Genomic DNA, 21,756 nt, shown 5'->3' on the forward strand with positions numbered 1-21,756 from the left:
ATGAAATGAGACAGATAAAAATCGATTTTTTCTGCTTAATTGGCGTTATTACTCAAATACCATAATATTTGATAGAGTTTTTATTTAGTGTTAGCAATTATTTTATTTCAGAGTTAAAAGCATTAACCGAAAATGATTATTTTAAACTAAATAATAATCTAGTTAATGATTCAATTATCGTTATTTAGGGATAGAAAATTAATAATAAAAGAGAGATGAAAAGAAATGAGATTTTATTTAAAAAACCTAATTTAGTTAATATTAATCACAGAATAAAAGAAAAGAAGAAAAAAATAAAAGAGATATATCAAAGTAAATGTCTATATTGAAAGGGTTTCCCTAGTACAACTAAAATATAAAATAAAGATCAATAATATTACAGGATTAATGTTTTTATCTATACTCTTCAATATCTCTTAAAGGAAAGTCAAAATAACTTAAATAAATATTGCTGTGGATTGTCTTTACCAAAACAACCTACACGCTTATTTTAAAAAAATGGTTATTTTTTACCAATTCCAATATTGAATATCACATTCTATTTTGGCATCAGGAATAATGAAGGGGTAAATAAGTTAGAAACAAAATAATAACACATAAAATTAAATAATGCAGTAATACAAATCACTCAAATTTTTAGAAAGAAAATACTACCTATTAATCAATATTTATAAATTAAAATAAAAAAATACCGCAGATATTTAACATTATCTGCGGTAATTATTTATTGTGCTTATCGTTTCGCTCAGTAAAATAATCTATGCGATTATTTTACGCGCGATACGTATTCACCTGAACGAGTATCAACTTTGATAACTTCACCGATTTGTACAAACAGTGGAACTTTAACAACCGCACCAGTGCTTAATGTTGCTGGTTTACCACCTGTACCTGCGGTGTCACCTTTCAGGCCTGGATCAGTATCAACGATTTCTAATTCAACAAAGTTTGGTGGAACAACAGCGATAGGACGACCATCCCACAGTGTTACGATACACTCAGCTTGGTCAATCAGCCATTTAGCATTTTCGCCAACAGCTTTCTCGTCTGCTGCTAATTGTTCGAAGGTTTCGTTGTTCATGAAATGCCAGAACTCACCGTCGTTGTACAGGTAAGTTAAGTTGATATCCATGACATCAGCACCATCTGCTGAATCAGTAGATTTAAATGTTTTTTCCAGTAATTTGTTAGAAATCAGTTTACGCAGACGCACACGAGCAAATGCCTGACCTTTACCTGGTTTAACAAATTCACATTCAGTAATGACGGCTGGCTCGCCATCTAACATGATTTTAAGACCTGAACGAAAATCGTTGGTATTATAAGAAGCCATGAATATCCTCTAACTTTTTTAATTTAAAATGGCATAGCCAAAAAATGGCACACATTGTAACTCATAATCACCCCACCAGAGAAGTCTGGTTAACACAACTCGCGCAGGCAATCAGTGATCCTGTTGAATTACTCCAACTTTTAGCGTTGGAACATCACGCTGATCTCCAAAAAGGGGCTCAGGCGCGACGGCTTTTTCCGCTACGGGTTCCCCGTGAATTCGTTGCACGCATGAAAAAAGGCGATCCTAACGATCCATTACTTTTACAAGTATTAACTGCAAATGCTGAATTTACCATAACACCAGGATTTTCTACGGATCCGTTAGATGAGCAACAAAATGCGGTGCCAGGTTTATTACATAAATATCAGAATCGTGCATTGCTTCTGGTCAAAGGTGGTTGCGCTGTCAATTGCCGCTACTGTTTTCGTCGTCATTTTCCTTACGAAGATAACAAAGGAAACAAAGCGAATTGGCAAAAAGCAATTGAGTATATCAAAAATAACTCAAAACTCGATGAAATCATCTTCTCAGGGGGAGATCCCCTTATGGCGAAAGATGATGAGCTTGATTGGTTGATAACACAATTAGAGGCTATTCCTCATCTTAAGCGCTTACGTATCCACTCTCGCTTACCTGTGGTTATCCCTGCACGTATTACGGATACGCTATGCAAACGCCTGCAACAATCACGTTTGCAAAATATCATGGTATTGCACATCAATCACGCCAATGAGATTGATGACGCATTGAGAGAAGCTTGTTCAAAGCTAAAAAATGCCAACGTCACTTTATTGAATCAAGGTGTGTTATTACGAGGTGTCAATGACAGTGCTGAAGTCCTTGCGGATTTAAGTCGCACACTATTTGATGCCGGCGTTATGCCGTATTACTTACATGTTCTAGATAAAGTGCAAGGTGCTGCTCACTTTATGGTGCCAGACAGTGAAGCAAGAGAGATCATGAAAGCACTAATGAGCTTAGTTTCAGGTTATATGGTACCTAAACTCACGCGTGAAATTGGTGGTGAACCTAGTAAGACGTTGTTAGATCTTGGATTACGCCAGCAATAATCCATATCACAAAAACAAAAAAGCTGTAGCTCAATTCAAATAGATGAAGTGACTACAGCTTTTTATCTATTAGCAGACTAATAAATAGTGAATAAATAAAATGCCCTTATTGGCATTTATAAACTTGTCCACTCATTTTGCTATCTAATGGTGCAAAGCTATCAACAAAGCTACCTGCGCCAGTACCAACATTAAAAATAACGTTACCACCCATTGCGGCTGCTTTATTACGTAGATCGTTAGCAGCACCTCGCAGTGATTGGCTTTCAGTACGGGAACCTGATAACCAGTTATTTTGAACACCTGTCACTGTTCCTAATAATTGGCATTCACTGCCTGGTTGCGTATCAGTGATTTGTACCTGTGAGCCCGCAGTGCTTAATGTGTTTGTTGCAGAACAGCCTGCTAGTAACAACGCAGCAGCAGCTCCCAATAACAATTTAATTCGCATGATCCCCTCATTTATGTGAGTGTCCGTTTAGTAATGACAACAATATACCTTGTCATCTCTCTTATGCGCAAAAATAAATCATCATCACTATCTCACATTAGCCAATAGCCTTAAGATATTATTTTCGCTTCAAACTTATTTTAACGTACAAATTCGGCTTTGAGATAGACAAAGCAATAATGCCCCTATTCTACACCGCTTTTATGCTTTTAAAACGATCTGACCTATTTTCAGCCTACACAGTGCGAGAATGAACACACAATTAGTTCATTTTTTTAAAAATCTTCAGACAGCAAACCGCTATCTGAAGATAATATTGAACAAATTAACTCAAATGATGATTCAACGCTTCTTCTTTTAAATCTAATTCATGGCGTAAACGATGAAAAATATGTTCGCTAATATGACGTGATTTACGTAACTGCTGTAATGTATCGCGCTCTATTTTTAATGCACTGCGAGACAACTGACGCTCCATGCTAAACAAGCGTTTCAGATCAAGCGCCCCTTCTTGCACACTGTCTTCACTATCAAGACGACGGCTATAAATTTCTAATAAATGTGAACCTGCCTCATTGCGTAGTGACATCTCATCAAGATCTTCACAAGGTTGGTTCATTAGCTCATTAATATGCGCAATCGCCGCTTCGTTTAACGCCAAACGCGTACGAATTTCATCATTTTCATAAGGTAAATCTTCTGATAGCCCTTTAGTTAAAATCGGCAATGCAATTGTGGCTATCAATAATGAACAGAGAATAACGCCCATGGAAATAAAGATGGCGAGATCTCGTGTTGGGAAAGGTGAACCATCTGTCATTAATAAAGGAAGGGTTAAGATACCTGCTAGTGTAATCGCACCTCTAACACCCGCTGTTGCCATAATCGCCATTAAGCGCAGATCATGACGAGATAAACGTTTATTAGGAGAACGGAATACCGTCAGCGACATCGATACCCATACCCACGAAAAACGCAGTACAGCAAGTCCGATTGTAATAACGATAATATAACCTACAACTGCCCAAGGATTAGTTGCACCCGCCGATTGCGTCACTTCAGGTAAAATTTTCCACATTGCAGGAAGTTGTTCGCCTAATAGAATAAAAATCATGCCATTAAGTGCAACCTGAACCGTATCCCAAACCGCTTTACTTTGCATACGTGTCGCTGCTTGCATACGACCCACGATTTTTTCGTAGTGCATTGCAATACCAGCAACAACCGCTGCTAAGATCCCAGATACATGGAAATGCTCCGCTAATAAATAAGCAATAAACGGCATCAATAAGCTGATCAAGATTTGGATAGCTGGATCTTCACCAGTACGTTTAACCAAAAACTGATTTAATCGCCCAATCACGCCAGCCACAATCAAACCAATCGTAGCACCACCTAAAGCAACTAATAAAAATTGCCCCGTTGCTGAAGCAATAGAAAAAGAACCTGTTAATGCTGCTGCGACCGCAAAGCTAAAACAGACTAAGCCTGTAGCGTCATTAAGCAACGACTCGCCTTCTAAAATATGTGTCATACGTGAAGGAAGTGGCGAATTGACTGTCATTGCAGACACAGAAACAGGATCGGTTGGCGATAAAATCGCGGCTAATGCAAAAGCAATCGCAAGCGAAATAGAAGGAATAAGCCAATGAATAAAAAAGCCCATCCCAATTACGGTAACAACAACTAAACCGATCGCTAACGACATAATCGGTTTAATCTCTTGGAACAACGCCTCTTTGGGAATACGCCAACCATCTAAAAACAGCAATGGAGGAATAAAGAGGAACAAGAAAAGATGTGGATCAAACGCCACTTCAAAGCCAAAGATCGACAAACATGCGCCAACCGCAATTTGGATTAATGGCAAAGGAATTTTTTCTGACAGTAATCGTGAGATAAACACACTCACAATCACGGCAAAAAGAAAGATAAGTACAATTGCGACGACAGACATGGTGAGCACCCCAATTTATTTAATATTTTTTAAGCGGTGCAGTAAAAACGATCTGTTGCCTAATTGTAAAGAAATAAGTTGTTTCTAATTATATATAAAATGAATTATCTGATAATTCTGAAATAAAACGGCATAAAAAGACCCGAGTCTACGAAGTGACCTTAGTCATTAGGGTCACTTCATTATCTAGATCTGGGCTTAAATTGTTATCTACATTTCAAATTTTTTCTCTGATTTCGGCTCTTTGCTACCATAGATATCTGTTTGGATAGTAATCAGCAATTCGTGAAGGGTTGATTGTAGAAATATCAGAAAATCCGGCTGATTGATGGTTCTCTCTACTACGGATACGGGTAAAAAGCGTTTCATTTCACCTTCAAATCTGGCACTTTTCACCAGTATGGGTAAAGAGCCAATCTTTTCCTGTAACACCCCTTCAAATTCATCATTCAGTTTATAATCAGCAATCTTTTTCATGACCAATTCAGCGTCAGGTTTTGCACCTTGCTGATGTAACCATACCAAATCCCACATATCTCGATATCGAATATGACTTGTCGTTGCTGGGAAAGATACCAATTTATCAGCCATAATTTCTGTGAGTTCTTCCACGCGAATAATGAGATCAGAGTATCCACTTGGGAGCTGCTCATAGTTTGAAACAAGTGTTTTTATACTTTGTGTGTACGCTGGGATATTGGCTATTTCTATTTTGATTTTCTGTTTCGGCAAATCATTTTTACCCTGATTGGTCGTCACTGAAATTTGCCATTTATCAACTTTAACATCAGCGTATTCCGGCTCCTTTCTCAATTCTTTAGGTTCTTTAACAACGACCTCTAATCCATAACGTTCACCAACATACTTTTCAATGCAGCCTTTAATTTCAAGCATCTGCTCTGAACAAAAGTCACGACCACCAGCAAAATCCAGATCTTCACTAAACCTGTTTGAGTTATAGCAAAGCCTGAGTGATGTACCACCTTGAAATGTAAGACTCTTTAAAAGACCTGCCGAAGATAAAGCAAAAATAATGTCATAGTAAAACAATTCCTTTTCTACGACAGGTCTATTGGAGACATAGCCTTTTTGCATGACAATATCATCAACCAATTTGTTAAAATCAACGAGGTCAGTCATTATAAAGTTCCTCTGGTTGAATGAGGTGTGTGTTTCTACCAACCCGTATCAAGTCTTTAACAGCCGTTTCCTTCGTCGCGATCCTCATCGGCCCTCTTCCTTTTATGGTTGTATTGATGATTTCAAACGGTTTCTTTTTCGTATGAGTAATTTCAATAACTCCCCAAGGGGTTTTAAACTCACCTGAACGCCCCGTTGACATAATGGTTAATCTATCGATGGGAATCTGTGAAATAACACCATACTGAGACAAAGCTGATTCAAGGCTGACATAGTTGTAATGGCCTCGTCTAATATTTTCGGCTAAGCGCTCCAAAGGATAAGGTCCTAACGAGCCATGCGAATAGATGTATACACCTTTTGACGCTCGCTTCAACACATTAGCAGAGACCAATCGATCGACTGATTTTTGCAGTGTCTTTTGGGACTCATCAGGAAAGAGTATTTCTAAATCTCTGGTGAGAAAAATATTTCTGCCTTGATTAGCAAATTTTTCAAAAGTATTAACAGCGGTTATTAAATCCATAGTGTTACCTCAAACGAAACCACCCTTTATAAGGGGTGATTTTGTGTACTAAAGGTATGATATGCGAATTATGTTAACAAATACCCCCCCAAAAAGGGGATATTATGTATACTAATAATAAGATATACAGGATCTGATCCAAACTCCAGAAGTGACAATTCGTGCCCAATATCGGATTTGACGAGAAAATATCAAATATTTTTTTGAAGGTTTTCGAAATTCTTTGCCCACTAAGTATTAATTTACAATAGTGATTTTCAAATCTCGATCGTATTTAGACATAAAAAAACCCGAGCCTAAGCTCGGGTTTTCTCTGTAAAACGGTAAGCTGATGAATTACATCATGCCGCCCATTCCACCCATGCCGCCCATACCGCCAGCGCCACCTAAATCCATTTTGTCATCTTTAGGTGAATCTGTGATCATTGCTTCTGTTGTGATCATCAGACCTGCGATAGATGCTGCAAATTGCAGTGCAGAACGAGTAACTTTAGTTGGATCTAAGATACCCATATCAATCATATCGCCGTAAACATCAGTTGCCGCGTTATAACCGTAGTTACCTTCACCCGCTTTCACGTTGTTTACAACAACAGATGGCTCTTCACCTGCGTTAGCAACGATTTGACGCATTGGAGATTCCATTGCACGTAATGCAACGCGGATACCCACTGTTTGTTCTTCGTTATCACCAACCATATCACGCAGAGCGTTAGCAACACGAACCAGCGCAGTACCACCACCCGCAACAACGCCTTCTTCAACCGCTGCACGAGTTGCATGCAGAGCATCGTCAACACGAGCACGTTTTTCTTTCATTTCAACTTCAGTTGCTGCACCTACTTTAATTACTGCAACACCGCCAGCTAATTTAGCAACGCGTTCTTGTAATTTTTCACGGTCATAATCTGAAGTTGCATCTTCGATTTGTTGACGGATTTGAGATACACGACCGCTGATAGCGTCTTGATCACCTAAACCATCAATAATAGTGGTTGTATCTTTGTTGATAACAACACGTTTTGCTTGACCTAAGTCTTCTAATGTTGCTTTTTCTAACTCCATGCCGATTTCTTCAGAAATCACAGCACCGTTAGTTAATGTTGCGATATCTTGCAACATTGCTTTACGACGATCACCAAAGCCAGGTGCTTTAACAGCAGCAACTTTAACGATACCACGCATGTTGTTCACAACTAATGTTGCCAGTGCTTCACCTTCAACGTCTTCTGCAATGATAAGCAGAGGTTTGTTAGCTTTAGCAACACCTTCTAAGACAGGCAGTAATTCACGGATGTTAGAAACTTTTTTATCAACTAACAGAATGAATGGGTTTTCTAATTCTGCTGTACCCGTTTCAGGTTTGTTGATGAAGTAAGGAGACAGATAACCACGGTCAAACTGCATACCTTCAACAACGTCTAGCTCGTCTTCTAAGCCAGTACCTTCTTCAACGGTGATAACACCTTCTTTACCCACTTTATCCATCGCTTGCGCGATCAGAGTACCAACGGTTTCATCAGAGTTAGCAGAAATTGTACCAACTTGAGCAATCGCCTTAGTATCTGAACATGGAACAGACAGTTTTTTCAGTTCTTCGACTGCTGCAAGAACAGCTTTGTCGATACCGCGTTTCAGATCCATAGGGTTCATGCCAGCGGCAACTGCTTTTAAGCCTTCGGCAATGATTGATTGTGCTAATACTGTTGCAGTTGTAGTACCATCACCTGCCGCATCATTGGCTTTAGAAGCAACTTCTTTCACCATCTGTGCGCCCATGTTCTCGAATTTATCTTCGAGTTCAATTTCGCGAGCAACAGATACACCATCTTTAGTAATAACAGGTGCGCCGAAAGATTTATCTAAAACAACATTACGACCTTTAGGACCTAAAGTTACTTTAACTGCATCTGCAAGAACATTAACACCACGTAACATTTTATTACGAGCATCTACACCGAATTTGACGTCTTTAGCTGCCATCGTATATTTCCTTTGAATTCGTTCAGTTTAAGAAGATCTTAAAAGAGAAAAATTATTCTTCTACAATTGCTAAAATGTCGCTTTCAGACATGATAAGCACGTCTTCGTTATCAATTTTTTCTGTTTTAACGCCATAACCGTCGTTAAAAATTACGATATCGCCAACTTTAACATCCAGTGGTTTAACGTCGCCGTTTTCCATAATACGGCCTTGACCTACGGCTAAAATTTCGCCACGAGTTGATTTACCCGCCGCAGTGCCAGTCAGTACGATACCGCCTGCTGATTTAGCTTCGACTTCTTTACGTTTAACAATAACACGGTCATGTAATGGACGAATCTTCATTAATAGTGCTCCTATAAAAAAGTCCATATCAGGATTAAGGTTGATACCAGTGCCCAAGATGAACCAGTACCATGACGATACAGGTGGGGGCATCCAGTAAAACTTCAAGGGGAGAAGTGTGATTTTTTTTCAAATTTTCCCCATTTCAGTTGATTATGCTTTGGGCTAATTATTTTTTGTCAGAAAAATGGTCGTTATCCTGATCTTCCGTCTTATTATTCAGTTGGTTACTCGGAGAATCCTCTTTACGCTGAAACTCGCCTTCAAAGGTTGATCCATTCTGATTAGAAGAAAATCCACTTTGACCATGACCTGCTGAATAAATTTGAATTCGAGAGATCAGTTTCGTCACTAATAGTGCTTGCAATGGTGGTAATAACAACAGCAAGCCCAAGAAATCTGTAAAAAAGCCTGGGATCAACAGTAAAATACCTGCCAGTATTAATGAAACGCTTTTCACCATTTCTGCTGCTGGCACTTCACCCACTGCAAGTTTTTGTTGCATTGAAGCAATATTTTTTACGCCCTGATTTTTTACCAGTGAGACACCAACACAAGAAGTCAGCACCACAAGGAATAGTGTTGTAAGAACGCCAATAGAAGATGCCACATTGACGAAAATAACGGCTTCTATATAGATAAGAAGGCAGATAACAATTAATGGGAGCCAACGCACTTGGTTCTCCTTTTTATAAAAAAAGATTCATATTATTAATAGAAAGGAGTGTGAACTACATCTAAGGTGATGGTTTACGAACTCGCTTTTTCTTAGTTTATCTACATAATAATGGGGAGCCTAACACTCCTTTTCAAGGGGCGTTAAAAAGAGAAGTAGAACTGCAAAATCCATGAGATAGATCACAAAAAGAAAATATTTAGAGGTTATTTACGTATAAAGTGATCCAGCTTAAAGGTATTTGTTCACAACCCGAATATGATCGTGTCAGTACCAAGCAAAACGGTAAGTTATATTACATTATTAACCGTTAACGATATATTTTATTAACAAGCGCATAACTAGACAGTTAAAATTTTAATAAGAAGGTTCTCATGTCAAATAAAACTCGTATCGAAGAAGACCTGTTAGGTAAAAGAGAAGTTCCTGCTGATGCTTACTACGGCGTCCACACTTTACGTGCAATTGAAAACTTCTACATCAGTGATCGTACCATCAATGATGTTCCAGAATTCATTCGCGGTATGGTAATGGTGAAAAAAGCTGCTGCATTAGCAAACAAAGAGCTTCACACTATTCCTCGTGAAATCGCTGATACGATTATCAAAGCCTGTGACGTAGTATTAGAAACAGGTAAACACATGGATCAATTCCCAGTTGATGTATTCCAAGGCGGTGCAGGTACTTCATTAAATATGAATACCAATGAAGTTATCGCAAACATCGGTCTGGAATTAATGGGCCATCAAAAAGGTGAATACCAATACCTGAACCCAAATGACCACGTCAATAAGAGCCAATCAACAAACGACGCTTATCCTTGTGGTTTCCGTGTAGCGGTTTATAACTCTATTATCAAATTAACAGAATCTATCGAACTGCTGAAAGCAGGTTTTGATAGAAAAGCAGTTGAGTTCAAAGACATCCTGAAAATGGGTCGTACTCAATTACAAGATGCTGTACCAATGACTTTAGGTCAAGAATTCCACGCTTTCTCTGTACTGATGAAAGAAGAAATCAAAAACCTGAAACGCACTGCTGAGTTACTGTTAGAAATGAACTTAGGTGCAACAGCTATCGGTACTGGTCTGAATACAGCGCCTGGTTACCAAGAACTGTCTGTTAAAAAATTAGCAGAAGTAACTGGTTTAGCTTGTGTTCCAGCAGAAGACTTAATTGAAGCAACTTCTGACTGTGGTGCTTATGTCATGGTTCACGGTGCATTAAAACGCTTAGCTGTGAAAATGTCTAAAATCTGTAATGACTTACGTTTACTGTCCTCTGGTCCTCGTGCAGGTCTGAAAGAAATCAATCTTCCAGAACTACAAGCAGGTTCTTCAATCATGCCAGCTAAAGTAAACCCAGTTATTCCAGAAGTTGTTAACCAAGCTTGCTTTAAAGTTATCGGTAATGACACTTGTGTCACTATGGCAGCTGAAGCTGGTCAATTACAATTAAACGTAATGGAACCTGCAATTGGTCAAGCAATGTTCGAATCAATTTCTCTGTTAAGCAACGCTTGCCGTAACTTAGTAGAAAAATGTGTTGATGGTATCACTGCGAACAAAGAAATCTGTGAACACTTCGTATTTAACTCAATCGGTATCGTTACTTATCTGAACCCATTCATTGGTCACCATAACGGCGACATCGTTGGTAAGATTTGTGCAGAAACAGGTAAGAGTGTACGTGAAGTTGTTCTAGAACGTGGTTTATTAACCGAAGAACAACTGGATGATATCTTCTCTGTTGAGAACTTAAAAAACCCGGCTTACAAAGCAAAACGCTTTGATGATTAATAATTATGTTTCATAACATAACCATGTTAAACATAAGAATGAGCTCTTAAAAATACAAGGCACGGACTCTTTAAGGGACGTGCCTTTTTACTTGATTGTAAAAACAAAAATTTAACTTATCTTTCTCATTTTTTTAATTATCTCAAGGAGTAAACGCTATGTTAGCCGTAGAATTGATTATCGTTCTGCTGGCCATTTTCCTCGGTGCGAGACTTGGGGGAATTGGTATCGGGTTTGCCGGTGGTTTAGGGGTTTTAGTTTTAGCTGCTATCGGTGTTAAACCTGGTTCAATCCCTTTTGATGTTATCTCCATCATTATGGCTGTTATTGCCGCAATCTCTGCGATGCAGGTTGCTGGTGGTTTGGATTATCTTGTTGGCCAAACTGAAAAACTGTTAAGACGCAATCCAAAATACATCACAATTCTTGCGCCTATTGTGACTTATTTCTTAACTCTATTTGCAGGTACAGGGAACATCTCTTTAGCAACACTGCCAGTTATCGCTGAAGTTGCAAAAGAACAAGGCATCAAACCTTGCCGTCCTTTATCAACCGGTGTTGTTGCAGCTCAAATCGGTATTACTGCATCTCCTATCTCTGCGGCTGTTGTTTACATGGCTTCTGTCATGGAAAACCCTGCAATGGTGGGTGAAGGTAACACTGTAAGTTATATCACTCTGCTGTCTATCTTATTACCAGCAACTTTCCTTGCTATCATTCTGATGTCATTTATCGTGTCTTGGGTATTTAACTCAAAACTGTCTGATGATGCTGTCTATCGTGAGCGTTTAGAACAAGGTCTGGTTGAATTACGTGGTAGCCAAGAACGTAGAGAAACATTATCAGGTGCTAAATCATCTGTAATGCTGTTCTTACTGGGTGTTGTCTGTGTTGTAACTTATGCAATTATCAACAGCCCAAGCTTAGGTATCGTGAAAGAACCGTTAATGAACACCACTAACGCCATTCTTATCATCATGCTGAGTGTTGCAACCTTAATCACAGTTTTCTGTAAAGTGAAAACTGACAACATCCTAAACTCAAGCACCTTTAAAGCAGGTATGAGTGCATGTATCTGTATTCTGGGTGTTGCATGGTTAGGTGATACTTTCGTTTCAAGTAACATCGATTGGATCAAACTGACTGCGGGTGACTTAATCACTGGCCATCCTTGGTTATTAGCAGTTATCTTCTTCTTCTGTTCTGCTCTGTTATATTCTCAAGCAGCAACAGCGAAAGCGTTAATGCCAATGGCTTTAGCATTAGGTGTAACTCCATTAACTGCAATTGCTTCTTTCTCTGCGGTTTCTGGTCTGTTCATTCTGCCAACTTACCCAACATTGGTTGCAGCAGTTCAAATGGATGACACAGGTACAACTCGTATCGGTAAATTAGTCTTCAACCACCCATTCTTTATCCCAGGTACTATTGGTGTGGTATTAGCTGTCGGATTTGGTTTCCTCTTCGGCGGTATGATTTTGTAGTTTGAAGTAAAAAATTAAAACATTGCAAAAAAGTGCTTAGCACTTAAAAGAAATAAAAAATAAGAAAATACCCTGTCGCAAGATGGGGTATTTTCATTTTAGCTTATCGCTCCTCGCTTTCATTTTTAGCTAAAGTCTGCTAATTATGATGTTCTCGCGACAACGTGATTTAAGGAGATTTCCGTGCAACGTGAAGCGTTATTAGACCACGTACTTATCCAATTAGAGCAATACGGCTTAGCTGCAACCTTACCTGAGCTTCTTCAAGATTCGGGTATCAACGAATCTGATCTTCACCCTTTCTGGCCTGATAGAGATGCATTGATTTTTGATTGTCTTCGCCACCACGGACAGCAAATTGATATTTGGCAACGCCAAGTAATGTTAGATGAAGAACTCACTATCGAACAAAAACTACTGGCACGTTACGATCAACTCGCTATGCGTTTAGAAAAAAACCGATTCCCAGGTTGTTTATTTGTTGCTGCTTGTAGCGCATATCCTGATGAGCACTCTCAAATCCACCAATTAAGCCAACGTCAAAAACAAAGCTCATTTGATTACTCTAGAACGCTACTACGCGAGCTTGATATCGAAGATAGCGAGTTAGTTGCCAAACAGATGGAGCTCATCTTAGAAGGCTGTTTAAGCCGTTTAATGGTGAATCATCATGCTGATGATATTATTACAGCAAAATTATTGGCAGAAGATATTCTTAAGATTGCTCAATGCCGAAAAAATGGTGCATTAAGTTAGTTGTAAGCGTTAGAAAACGAGACAAATGATCTGTTTTTTTGTTTGTACTCAATTTCTATCTGTAGAGTAGCAAAAAACAAATTTAATCATCAAAAAAAGAGAAGGTTTTCTCTTTGATATGCAAAAAAGTGAATATCTTTACTGATTGTTATTTAAGCATTTTTTACTAAAAAATAGCTTATGATGAAAATTTAAACTCGAATAGAGTAAAAAGAAAGCAAACAAACTTATTTTTGCATTTTTTATTAAAAAGACGTTGACGCATCACGCTGAATACGGTTTAATGCGCCTCGTTAGCCCGAATAGCTCAGTCGGTAGAGCAGGGGATTGAAAATCCCCGTGTCCTTGGTTCGATTCCGAGTTCGGGCACCATCTTTAGAAAAACCAGCCTTAGGGCTGGTTTTTTGCTTTCTACTCTTCATAATTTTCAATATCTCTTTTCAAACGAGACAATCCCTTTATTGCATTATGACTTTTCTTGTTCTCTTAAAATATTATTTCTAATGCAGCCTTATTATATGAACAAGACTGCATAATATTAAAAATAGAATTATCTTTCTTGTAATGCTTGTTTCATCCTAGTTATTGGCTTAATCAAATATTGAAATACTGTTTTTTCACCCGTCTTAATATCCACACCAGCAATCATCCCTGGAATGACAGGTAATTCCTTTCCGTTTTTGTCAGTAAGATGACTACTCTGTGTAGTGACTAACACACGATAAAAAGCTTCATCTTGATTGAGTTTTAAATCACTAGGTCTCTTTTGATCATGCAATGTATCTGGGCTAACTAAAGTAACAATACCTTCCAATCCACCATAAATAGCGTAATCATAAGCAGTTAGTTTGACTAATGCAGGCATTCCTGTACGGACATAAGCAACATCTCTCGGGCTGATATAAGCCTCAACTAATAGTTGGTCTTCCAATGGGACAATTTCCATAATATCCTGCCCTGCTGAAATTACTCCGCCAACAGTATTAATACGTATATTTTTGACTATACCTCTTAATGGAGCCCGTATTAATGCTCGTTCGACCGGATCAGCACGCCCTGCCATATTTTCCCTTGCCTGAGCTAATTCTGCTTCCGTTTTAACTAATTCAGCACTTGCTTCCGTTAGATATTTATTTTTCTTTTCATTTATCTGAGATTGAATATCGGCTGACTGTCGCTCCATTCGCAACAATTCCACGGCAGACATCGCACCTTGTGCAACAATAGGTCTTGTTATTGCGATCTCTCTGTCTAATAAAGCTTTGCTTTTTTGTAAATTATTTACCCCTGATCCCAGCGCCTCTTTACGTATATTGTATACCGTTGTTTCACGCGCCACTAAATCAGCGGCTAATCCCTCAGGGAATTTTAGTTCAGTAGAATATGCCTCCGCTTTAAGTCTTGCTCGGATGGCTTCAAGATTATCAACTTTCGCTTCACTCTCTCTCAAAATAGCCGAGGAACGGGTATCATCCAGAGTCAGCAATACCTGTCCTTTTTCAACAATATCCCCTTCCTTGACTTCCATGCTTTTTAATATTCCGGCATCCAGTGTCTGAATGATCTGTTCCCGGCTGCTGGGAATAATACTACCCTGCCCACGAGTAACTTCTTCAAGACTACTGTTCCATGCCCAAATAACAAAAATAATCAAAAAAATCAGCAACATTGTGATCATCATAAAGCTCTTATGATGTTTTTCGTGCTGAAGTGCTGCATGTAAGTCATTTAGAAGTGCTAAATCCTTATTAGAAAAAGCTTCTTTAGAATGACTTGGAGGCGTCACTTGTTTTTTATTTAATTCATTCATTTCAACGTTCTCAATCTTACTTATCTATTTTGGCTTTTGAGTGAACAGTCATTTGTTTTTCTTTTTCATTTTTAGCTAACTGCTGTAAAACCGCATCTCTATGGCCATCCATCACAACTTTACCGTTATCAACAACAATTATTCGGTTGACGATACTCAGAACCTGAGGTCGATGAGTAACAACTAATAATGTTCTTGTGCGACACCATGCTGAAATGGCATTTAATGCCTGAATTTCTGAATATTGATCAAGTCCCGTTGTTGGTTCATCAAGTAAGACAACTTTTGGATTTCTCATCGTCATTCTAGCCAAAGCAACAATTTGTTTTTGCCCACCAGAAAGACCTAACCCATTCTCCCCCAAGGACATATCTAAGCCTCTTGGATGCTTTTTAATGACTTTATCTAAACCAAATCGCTTTAGTGCTACAATCAAATCTTGATCACTAGAAAAACCATCCATACGAGCTAAATCAAGATTCTCTCTTAAGCTACCTAAAAATAGCCTTGGTTCCTGCTCTAATAACAACACCTGATTACGCAAATAATGAGGATCTATTTGGCGAATATCGACATCATCTAGTGTGATGTTCCCTTGTTCCGTCGGATATAACCCAGCTGCTAATTTTAAAGTCGTTGATTTACCACTGCCAATACGCCCAAGTATTCCAACTTTTTCACCCGGCTTTATTTCAAATGATAAATTTTTCACTACACTGCTACTATCTTGATTATAAGCAAATGAAACATTTTGGAATTTTATATTTCCATTCATTTGTTTTAACGTAATATATTTCCTATCAGGTTCACGTTCTGAAGGTCTTTCAACGATGCCGTTTACACCTTTTAATGCGACCCAAGCCTGTTGAAAACGTATAGCTAAACCCGCAATTTGCCCTAATGGTGATAATGCTCTACCGGATAAAATAACTGTTGCAATTAAAGCCCCCATCGTAATTTTATTTGCGGGATCATCACTATGAATTAAATAAGTACCGATAATAACTAAAAATATCGTATTTAACTGTTGCATCATAACAGCAAAATAAATAACAAAATTACTGATATTTTTAACTTTCATTGATGAAGAAGCTGTTTTTGCCGTGTAATAATCCCAACGCTTTTGTGCCCAACTCATTGCATTATTCGTTTTTAACGTTTCTATACCTTCAATAGCTTCTACTGCTAATCCTTGTCTTTGAGATGATTCCTTCATCGATTCATTAATATATTTTGATAAAGGTATTTGAGCTAAAAGCCCAACAATAATAACCAGTGGAATTATCGTAAGTGGTACAAAAGCTAAATTGCCCCCAACAAGCGCAATTACAGATACAAATAAAATTAAAAAAGGCATATCTACTAATGTTAATAAACTCGCACTCGTCATAAAATCACGGACAGATTCGAAATCTCGTAAATTATTAACATAGGAACCAGATGATATAGGTCTTTCCTGTAATTTAAGATTGGTAACCTTTCTAAATAAAGCCGAGCTGATAATTAGGTCAGCTTTTTTACCAGCAATATCAGTTAACCGTCCTCGGATCATCTTTGCTGTAAATTCAAATAATATTGCAAGAATTACACCAATACTTAAAACCCAGAGAGTTTGATATGACTTATTTGGTATCACTCTGTCATAAACATTCATGACATATAATGAACTAACAAGTGCTAGAAAATTAATCACAAAAGTGGCGAGAATAATTTGATAATAATATTTTTTAAAGCGCCAAATAACTTTAAAAAACCATGCCTTAGGCATCGTATATTCGGGCAATTCTGAACGTACATCTGTTGCGATACGAGGCTTAATAAACCAACAATAACCTAAATACTTTTCATTTAATTCTGATTGAGTTAACCAAACAGATAAACCATCGACTTGCTGAATTTTATATTTACGTTGCCCAGTTTCATCAAATGAAATTTCTGTTAAAACGGCACTCTCTTCATTTTTTAATAATAATAATACTGGCATAGCCAGAGAGGGAATATCATCTAATAAACGTTGTGATAATGTATTTTCAAATCCTTCACTCTTCAGATATTCAATCAGTGATGAAAAATCAATTCCCATCTTTGCGGTACGGATTGTATGCGCAGTTAGTGTAGCCACGGATAAATGTGTGCCTAATAACTGAGTTGTAAGAGAAAGACCTTCTATGATCAATTTCATAACTACAATATTTACCTTAATTTATTAGTGTGTGAGTGAATTAAGTGCCCAGCGAGAAAGTGTTCCTTGTGCATACAAATAATCAAGCATCCCGTGTCTGAGATCGCCCAATGTTGTGGCGTAAGATAATTCAACATCAGATAACTCTTTTTCTGCATTCAAAACATCTAACAAAGAACGGCGTGCAACATTAAATTGTAATTGATAAAAATCGACTACTTTTGTCGATGATAAAATTTGTGCATCTAATATCTTTAATTTTTGAGTACTTTTTTGGATATTAATTACCGATAAACGTCTTGCTTCTTCAATGTCTCGAATAACCCTATCCATTCTCTGTTGAGCCGCATTTAACTGACTTACTTTTTCATCAACAGAATATAATGATGAAAAATTAATAATATCCCATGTCACATCAATACCTATCTGACGATCATCTTTAGTCATATTTCCAGTTAAATTAATTCTTGGTAATTGTTTTTTATTTTCAACTTTAACGCCCATTTTTTTAGCGTCTATATCGGCTTGGCTCACAAGATAGGCCGGATTTTGATTATTATTTTCCGCAGTGAATTCTCTATACATATCACTGACTGTCATTCCATCAAAAGGATTGACAAGATCACTCTCTCCAACCGGAAACCCTGTATATTTTGATAACGTACTCAGCGTTGTCATTAATTCTTTTTCATAATAGTTAATATCTTGCTCTACTAATATTTTTCTTGCTTCTGCCTGAACATATTCAGAAATACGCCCTTCATCATTACGGGCTATCACATTTAATTCAGAGATAATTCTATTATGCCTATCTAAGCTTTTTTTCTTTACCGCAATAGATTCTTTGGCTAACAATGCTTTTAAATAGAGATCTGATATGGTGTAAGCGACATTTTCTTTCGTTTCGCTATATTTAAATTGATAATAGAGCTGTTCTTTTTCATTACGTTCAACATCATTTTCTATTCCACCAAAAGAATAGAGATTTAATTCTCCTCTTAGTCCTGGAGTAAAACTATTATTATCATAATCACTTTCATCACGATGATATTGTCCTAATAATTTATTTCCAGTGACGCTTATTACGGGAAAATGTTGAGCCCTAGCCTGATTAACTCTTGCAACCGCTATATCTATATCGGCTTTAGCTTCTAATAATTCGGGCGCATTATTTAATGAGTTATTTAATATATATTTTAAAGAATTCGCATGTGAATTAAATAATACGCCTCCAAAAATAACAAACGTTATTATTTTGAGTTTATTTATAGAAAACACAGATATTACCTCTAATAAAAAATACAATCTAAATATAGAAATTTATGATTGGATAATAAGGCTGCTCGAACGAGCAGCCTTAGATTTAATTAAAACAGATAATTAGAAAACACCTCCATTATCAATAATATTATTATCGATATAGACATTAGCACCACTTGCACTACTGTAAAGCGTATAAGTATGCTCAGTGCCATCTAATGCAGTTGCTTTAGTTGTTGTGGCTGTAGCGGTAAATGTCCCTAAGGTGTTAACTCCGTCAGCCCCTAAATCAACTTTATCATTAGCATCACCGGAAATATAAATCGTTGAATTTGCATTCATTCCCAATACATCCGATGCTGTTAATTTGACGGTTTGAGATGCATTATCTACTTTCAGATCACTGCCAACAGTCATATCAACTTTCTCGAAGCCAGCAATACCTTCATCTTTCCCTGTCGCCAGATTGACAGAAATAGTCCCTGTCAGAACCAGAGTATCACTACCTTCTCCACCATTAATATAACCCTGATTACCAATAGGTTTAGGATCATAGTCTTTTGTCAGAACAACGATATCATCACCAGCACCCGCATCAATGGTTATTTTACCATTTGAAATAGTGCCTATTTTGATTGTGTCATTCCCGTCACCACCATCAATGGTCGTCGCAGCTGAACCTAAAGTTGCACCAGTGGAATCAAATACATCATCTCCTGCCCCTAGTGAAATAGTTGTGTTATATGCTCCCTCAGTAACGGTAACAGTATCATTGCCGTCCCCCATAGAAACAGTAGCACCACCATAAATCCACCCAGCAGTTAAGGTATCAGCATTATCACCAACAGAAACATTACCAGTTAGGTTTTTAGTGATAGTGATATTATCACTACCGTATCCACCTAGAATTTCACCAGATACAGAACCATAAATAGTGACAGTATTAACATCCGTAACCGCGTCAATATTATTGTCATTACCCAGACTGAAATTGCCACCATCCTGATAAACAGAAAGATACTCTTTTGGCAGATTTGACTTAGCTTGAGTACCACTCCCCAGATCTAATAAACCAGATAATTCAGTATTATTTTGAGAATTAGCATCACCTTGGGTAAAAGTATCACTGCCTGAGCCAAGATAGATTTGGCCAGCATTTGTTACCCCTGTACGTTTAATCGTAACGGTGTCATCACCAGATTCCATAAAGAGATAACTGCCAGCATACATAACACGCAACGCCGTATTCATACCATCCATAGTAAAAGTATCATTACCTTCACCAGCATAGACTCGGGTATTGGCTAACATATTACCGCGAACCACCATCAGATCATCACCAGCCCCTAAATCAACAGTTGTAATACTTTGATTACCATCTGTTTTTGTACCATCAGGTCCATTATCTGAAGAGTTAGCCACATTGCTGTATGATGAAGTTTCGCTACCATCCTGATAATAACCAACATAAATTGTATCGTTATAATCAGTTGTTAACATAGGATCAGCATCACCGCTGTTAACACCGATGGTATATCCAAAATCGTTTGTTCCCGCTTTAGATGAGGATAACGAATATTTCAGCGTAAAATCACCATCCAGATTACGTAATGAAATCGGGTTACCATCATAAATAACACCCGTTGCTGAAGCACCCGCATTATTTACTATATCTGTTGCGGCTGTAGCGTTGTCAGATGTTCCCGTAATGGTTGCAACCACTTTTTCCATACCCTCGGCATTAAATGCATTTTGGTTAGCTTCCATTGTTGGATCAACCATAAATGAAACACTCTTAGAGCCAGCAGGAATAACAACCGTTACTGTTGATGCACCATCATACGTTACTTTGCCTGTGTCACCATGCAGGACAATTTTTCCGTCGTGCTGAGAACCTGCAAGCGTTGAATAATCTGGCGCACTGGCATGACCCACACCATTTGTTAAGGTTATTGTCACAGTCACATCTTGTGCTGCAACAGAATCCAAAGCAACGGTATACACTAATCCGGTAGTACCATCTGTGTCTTCAACGGTTGCAGGAACTTCAGTTACTTCACCGGAAACAGAGGCATCTGCACTAATCTTATCCCCTTTGCTATCCGTTGATGTTGTATCAACACTGATACTCACTGTCGGTAACACATCTGTTTTAGATGTTGCTGTTGCCGGATCACTTTCATTACCACTTGGATCTTTAGCAACTGCGGTCACTTCACTGTTATCTTTTACATTATCAGATGGAATAGTAGTGTTATTACCCTGACTGTCTGGGATCAAATTAGGATCACTAGATGTCCAGCCATTATCCCCTTTCTCCATTGTTACAGTCTGTTTATCACCATTTTCATCCTCAAAGGTAATTTCTACGGTATCACCTTTATTTGCATCCCCCGGCAGTTCAACGGAAACAGAACCATTATCTTCCGCATTTAATACTGGTGCTGATGGTGCAACTGTATCGACCATAAAGTCTGTTGCCTTACCCTCACCACTCGTGTTGCCCGCAGGATCGGTAATTTCTGCTTTCACAGAATAATTGCCATCCGGAGTTGCTTTATCCGCAGGGATAGTCACTTCGGCTTTACCCGCAGTGACTTCATCTGCCGTCAGCGTATGTTCAACAGTGTCAGTGCTACCATCAGGTTTGGTGATCGTCAGGGTGAGTTTATCCCCTTCCGCACTGCCTGCTGGCACGGTCACTTCGGTTTGTACGCCATCTTTTAGCTCGTCGGCATTCACGCCATCAGCTGCTTCTGGAATAGTCACCACCGGAGTAGTATCTACCACGCCGTCACCGTCAGTGTCGCCTGGAATTTGAGTGTCGACCGTAAAGTCGGTTGGCTGACCTTTTCCACTGGTATTACCCGCAGGATCGGTGATTTCAGCCGTAACAGAATAGTTACCGTCAGCCGTCACTTTATCTGCCGGAATAGTCACTTCGGCTTTACCCGCTGTCACTTCATCTGCCGTCAGCGTA

At 38.3% G+C, this 21,756-nt stretch carries 16 protein-coding genes and 1 tRNA gene; 5 read left to right on the forward strand and 12 right to left on the reverse strand.

Annotated features, from left to right (window positions below; all coding sequences use genetic code 11):
* Positions 1 to 766: 766 nt before the first annotated feature.
* Positions 767 to 1,333, reverse strand: a complete 567-nt coding sequence (efp, locus tag ACNARN_RS12225; protein ID WP_088494539.1) for an elongation factor P — start codon at positions 1,331 to 1,333, stop codon at positions 767 to 769.
* Positions 1,334 to 1,377: 44 nt separating this feature from the next.
* Between efp and epmB the strand changes: the two genes are divergently transcribed.
* Positions 1,378 to 2,406 carry an EF-P beta-lysylation protein EpmB gene (epmB, locus tag ACNARN_RS12230; RefSeq protein WP_416304506.1) on the forward strand — a complete coding sequence of 343 codons (1,029 nt, stop codon included), beginning with the start codon at positions 1,378 to 1,380 and terminating at the stop codon, positions 2,404 to 2,406.
* Positions 2,407 to 2,512: 106 nt separating this feature from the next.
* On the opposite strand, the gene ACNARN_RS12235 is transcribed toward epmB, so the two are convergent.
* The 7 genes from ACNARN_RS12235 to ACNARN_RS12265 form a co-directional block, all read right to left on the reverse strand.
* Complete coding sequence (locus ACNARN_RS12235) at positions 2,513 to 2,857, reverse strand: DUF4156 domain-containing protein (protein ID WP_023582946.1); 345 nt, start codon at positions 2,855 to 2,857, stop codon at positions 2,513 to 2,515.
* Positions 2,858 to 3,182: 325 nt separating this feature from the next.
* On the reverse strand, positions 3,183 to 4,814 hold the full coding sequence (locus tag ACNARN_RS12240) for a Na+/H+ antiporter (RefSeq protein ID WP_416304507.1): 1,632 nt from the start codon (positions 4,812 to 4,814) through the stop codon (positions 3,183 to 3,185).
* A 210-nt stretch (positions 4,815 to 5,024) separates the two neighbouring features.
* The gene (locus tag ACNARN_RS12245; RefSeq protein ID WP_416304508.1) at positions 5,025 to 5,954 is read right to left on the reverse strand and encodes a nucleotidyl transferase AbiEii/AbiGii toxin family protein; all 930 of its coding nucleotides are present in this window, start codon (positions 5,952 to 5,954) and stop codon (positions 5,025 to 5,027) included.
* On the reverse strand, positions 5,947 to 6,480 hold the full coding sequence (gene abiEi / locus ACNARN_RS12250) for a type IV toxin-antitoxin system AbiEi family antitoxin (RefSeq protein WP_198621033.1): 534 nt from the start codon (positions 6,478 to 6,480) through the stop codon (positions 5,947 to 5,949). The genes ACNARN_RS12245 and abiEi overlap by 8 nt, the downstream gene beginning before the upstream one ends.
* A gap of 336 nt (positions 6,481 to 6,816) precedes the next feature.
* Positions 6,817 to 8,463, reverse strand: coding sequence for a chaperonin GroEL (groL, locus tag ACNARN_RS12255; RefSeq protein WP_198621032.1), 1,647 nt, complete (start codon positions 8,461 to 8,463; stop codon positions 6,817 to 6,819).
* Between the two features lie 52 nt (positions 8,464 to 8,515).
* The gene (locus ACNARN_RS12260) at positions 8,516 to 8,809 is read right to left on the reverse strand and encodes a co-chaperone GroES (protein WP_036914050.1); all 294 of its coding nucleotides are present in this window, start codon (positions 8,807 to 8,809) and stop codon (positions 8,516 to 8,518) included.
* A 169-nt stretch (positions 8,810 to 8,978) separates the two neighbouring features.
* The gene (locus tag ACNARN_RS12265) at positions 8,979 to 9,485 is read right to left on the reverse strand and encodes an FxsA family protein (RefSeq protein ID WP_198621031.1); all 507 of its coding nucleotides are present in this window, start codon (positions 9,483 to 9,485) and stop codon (positions 8,979 to 8,981) included.
* Positions 9,486 to 9,859: 374 nt separating this feature from the next.
* Here ACNARN_RS12265 and aspA point away from each other — a divergent pair, with 374 nt between their 5' ends.
* The 4 genes from aspA (at position 9,860) to ACNARN_RS12285 (ending at position 13,896) form a co-directional block, all read left to right on the forward strand.
* Entirely contained in the window at positions 9,860 to 11,284 is a 1,425-nt protein-coding gene (gene aspA, locus ACNARN_RS12270; protein ID WP_109374261.1) for an aspartate ammonia-lyase, read from the forward strand.
* Between the two features lie 158 nt (positions 11,285 to 11,442).
* Positions 11,443 to 12,768 (forward strand): anaerobic C4-dicarboxylate transporter, encoded by a 1,326-nt coding sequence (locus ACNARN_RS12275; RefSeq protein WP_198621030.1) that lies wholly within the window; start codon positions 11,443 to 11,445, stop codon positions 12,766 to 12,768.
* A gap of 183 nt (positions 12,769 to 12,951) precedes the next feature.
* Positions 12,952 to 13,524 (forward strand): division control transcriptional repressor DicD, encoded by a 573-nt coding sequence (gene dicD / locus ACNARN_RS12280; RefSeq protein ID WP_099074569.1) that lies wholly within the window; start codon positions 12,952 to 12,954, stop codon positions 13,522 to 13,524.
* Positions 13,525 to 13,820: 296 nt separating this feature from the next.
* Positions 13,821 to 13,896, forward strand: a tRNA-Phe gene (locus tag ACNARN_RS12285).
* Between the two features lie 178 nt (positions 13,897 to 14,074).
* Here the strand turns inward: ACNARN_RS12285 and ACNARN_RS12290 are convergent.
* The 4 genes from ACNARN_RS12290 to ACNARN_RS12305 all read right to left on the reverse strand — a co-directional run.
* A complete protein-coding gene (locus ACNARN_RS12290; protein WP_198621029.1) occupies positions 14,075 to 15,334 on the reverse strand; it encodes an HlyD family type I secretion periplasmic adaptor subunit in 1,260 nt (419 codons plus the stop codon).
* A gap of 16 nt (positions 15,335 to 15,350) precedes the next feature.
* Positions 15,351 to 17,516, reverse strand: coding sequence for a type I secretion system permease/ATPase (locus ACNARN_RS12295; RefSeq protein ID WP_198621028.1), 2,166 nt, complete (start codon positions 17,514 to 17,516; stop codon positions 15,351 to 15,353).
* A 24-nt stretch (positions 17,517 to 17,540) separates the two neighbouring features.
* Positions 17,541 to 18,794, reverse strand: coding sequence for a TolC family protein (locus tag ACNARN_RS12300; RefSeq protein WP_198621027.1), 1,254 nt, complete (start codon positions 18,792 to 18,794; stop codon positions 17,541 to 17,543).
* Between the two features lie 102 nt (positions 18,795 to 18,896).
* Positions 18,897 to 21,756 (reverse strand): Ig-like domain-containing protein (locus ACNARN_RS12305; protein ID WP_416304509.1); only part of this gene is annotated, 2,860 nt, incomplete at its 5' end.

It is taken from the genome of Proteus sp. TSJ240517, assembly GCF_047921575.1.
Classification (GTDB): Bacteria; Pseudomonadota; Gammaproteobacteria; order Enterobacterales; family Enterobacteriaceae; genus Proteus.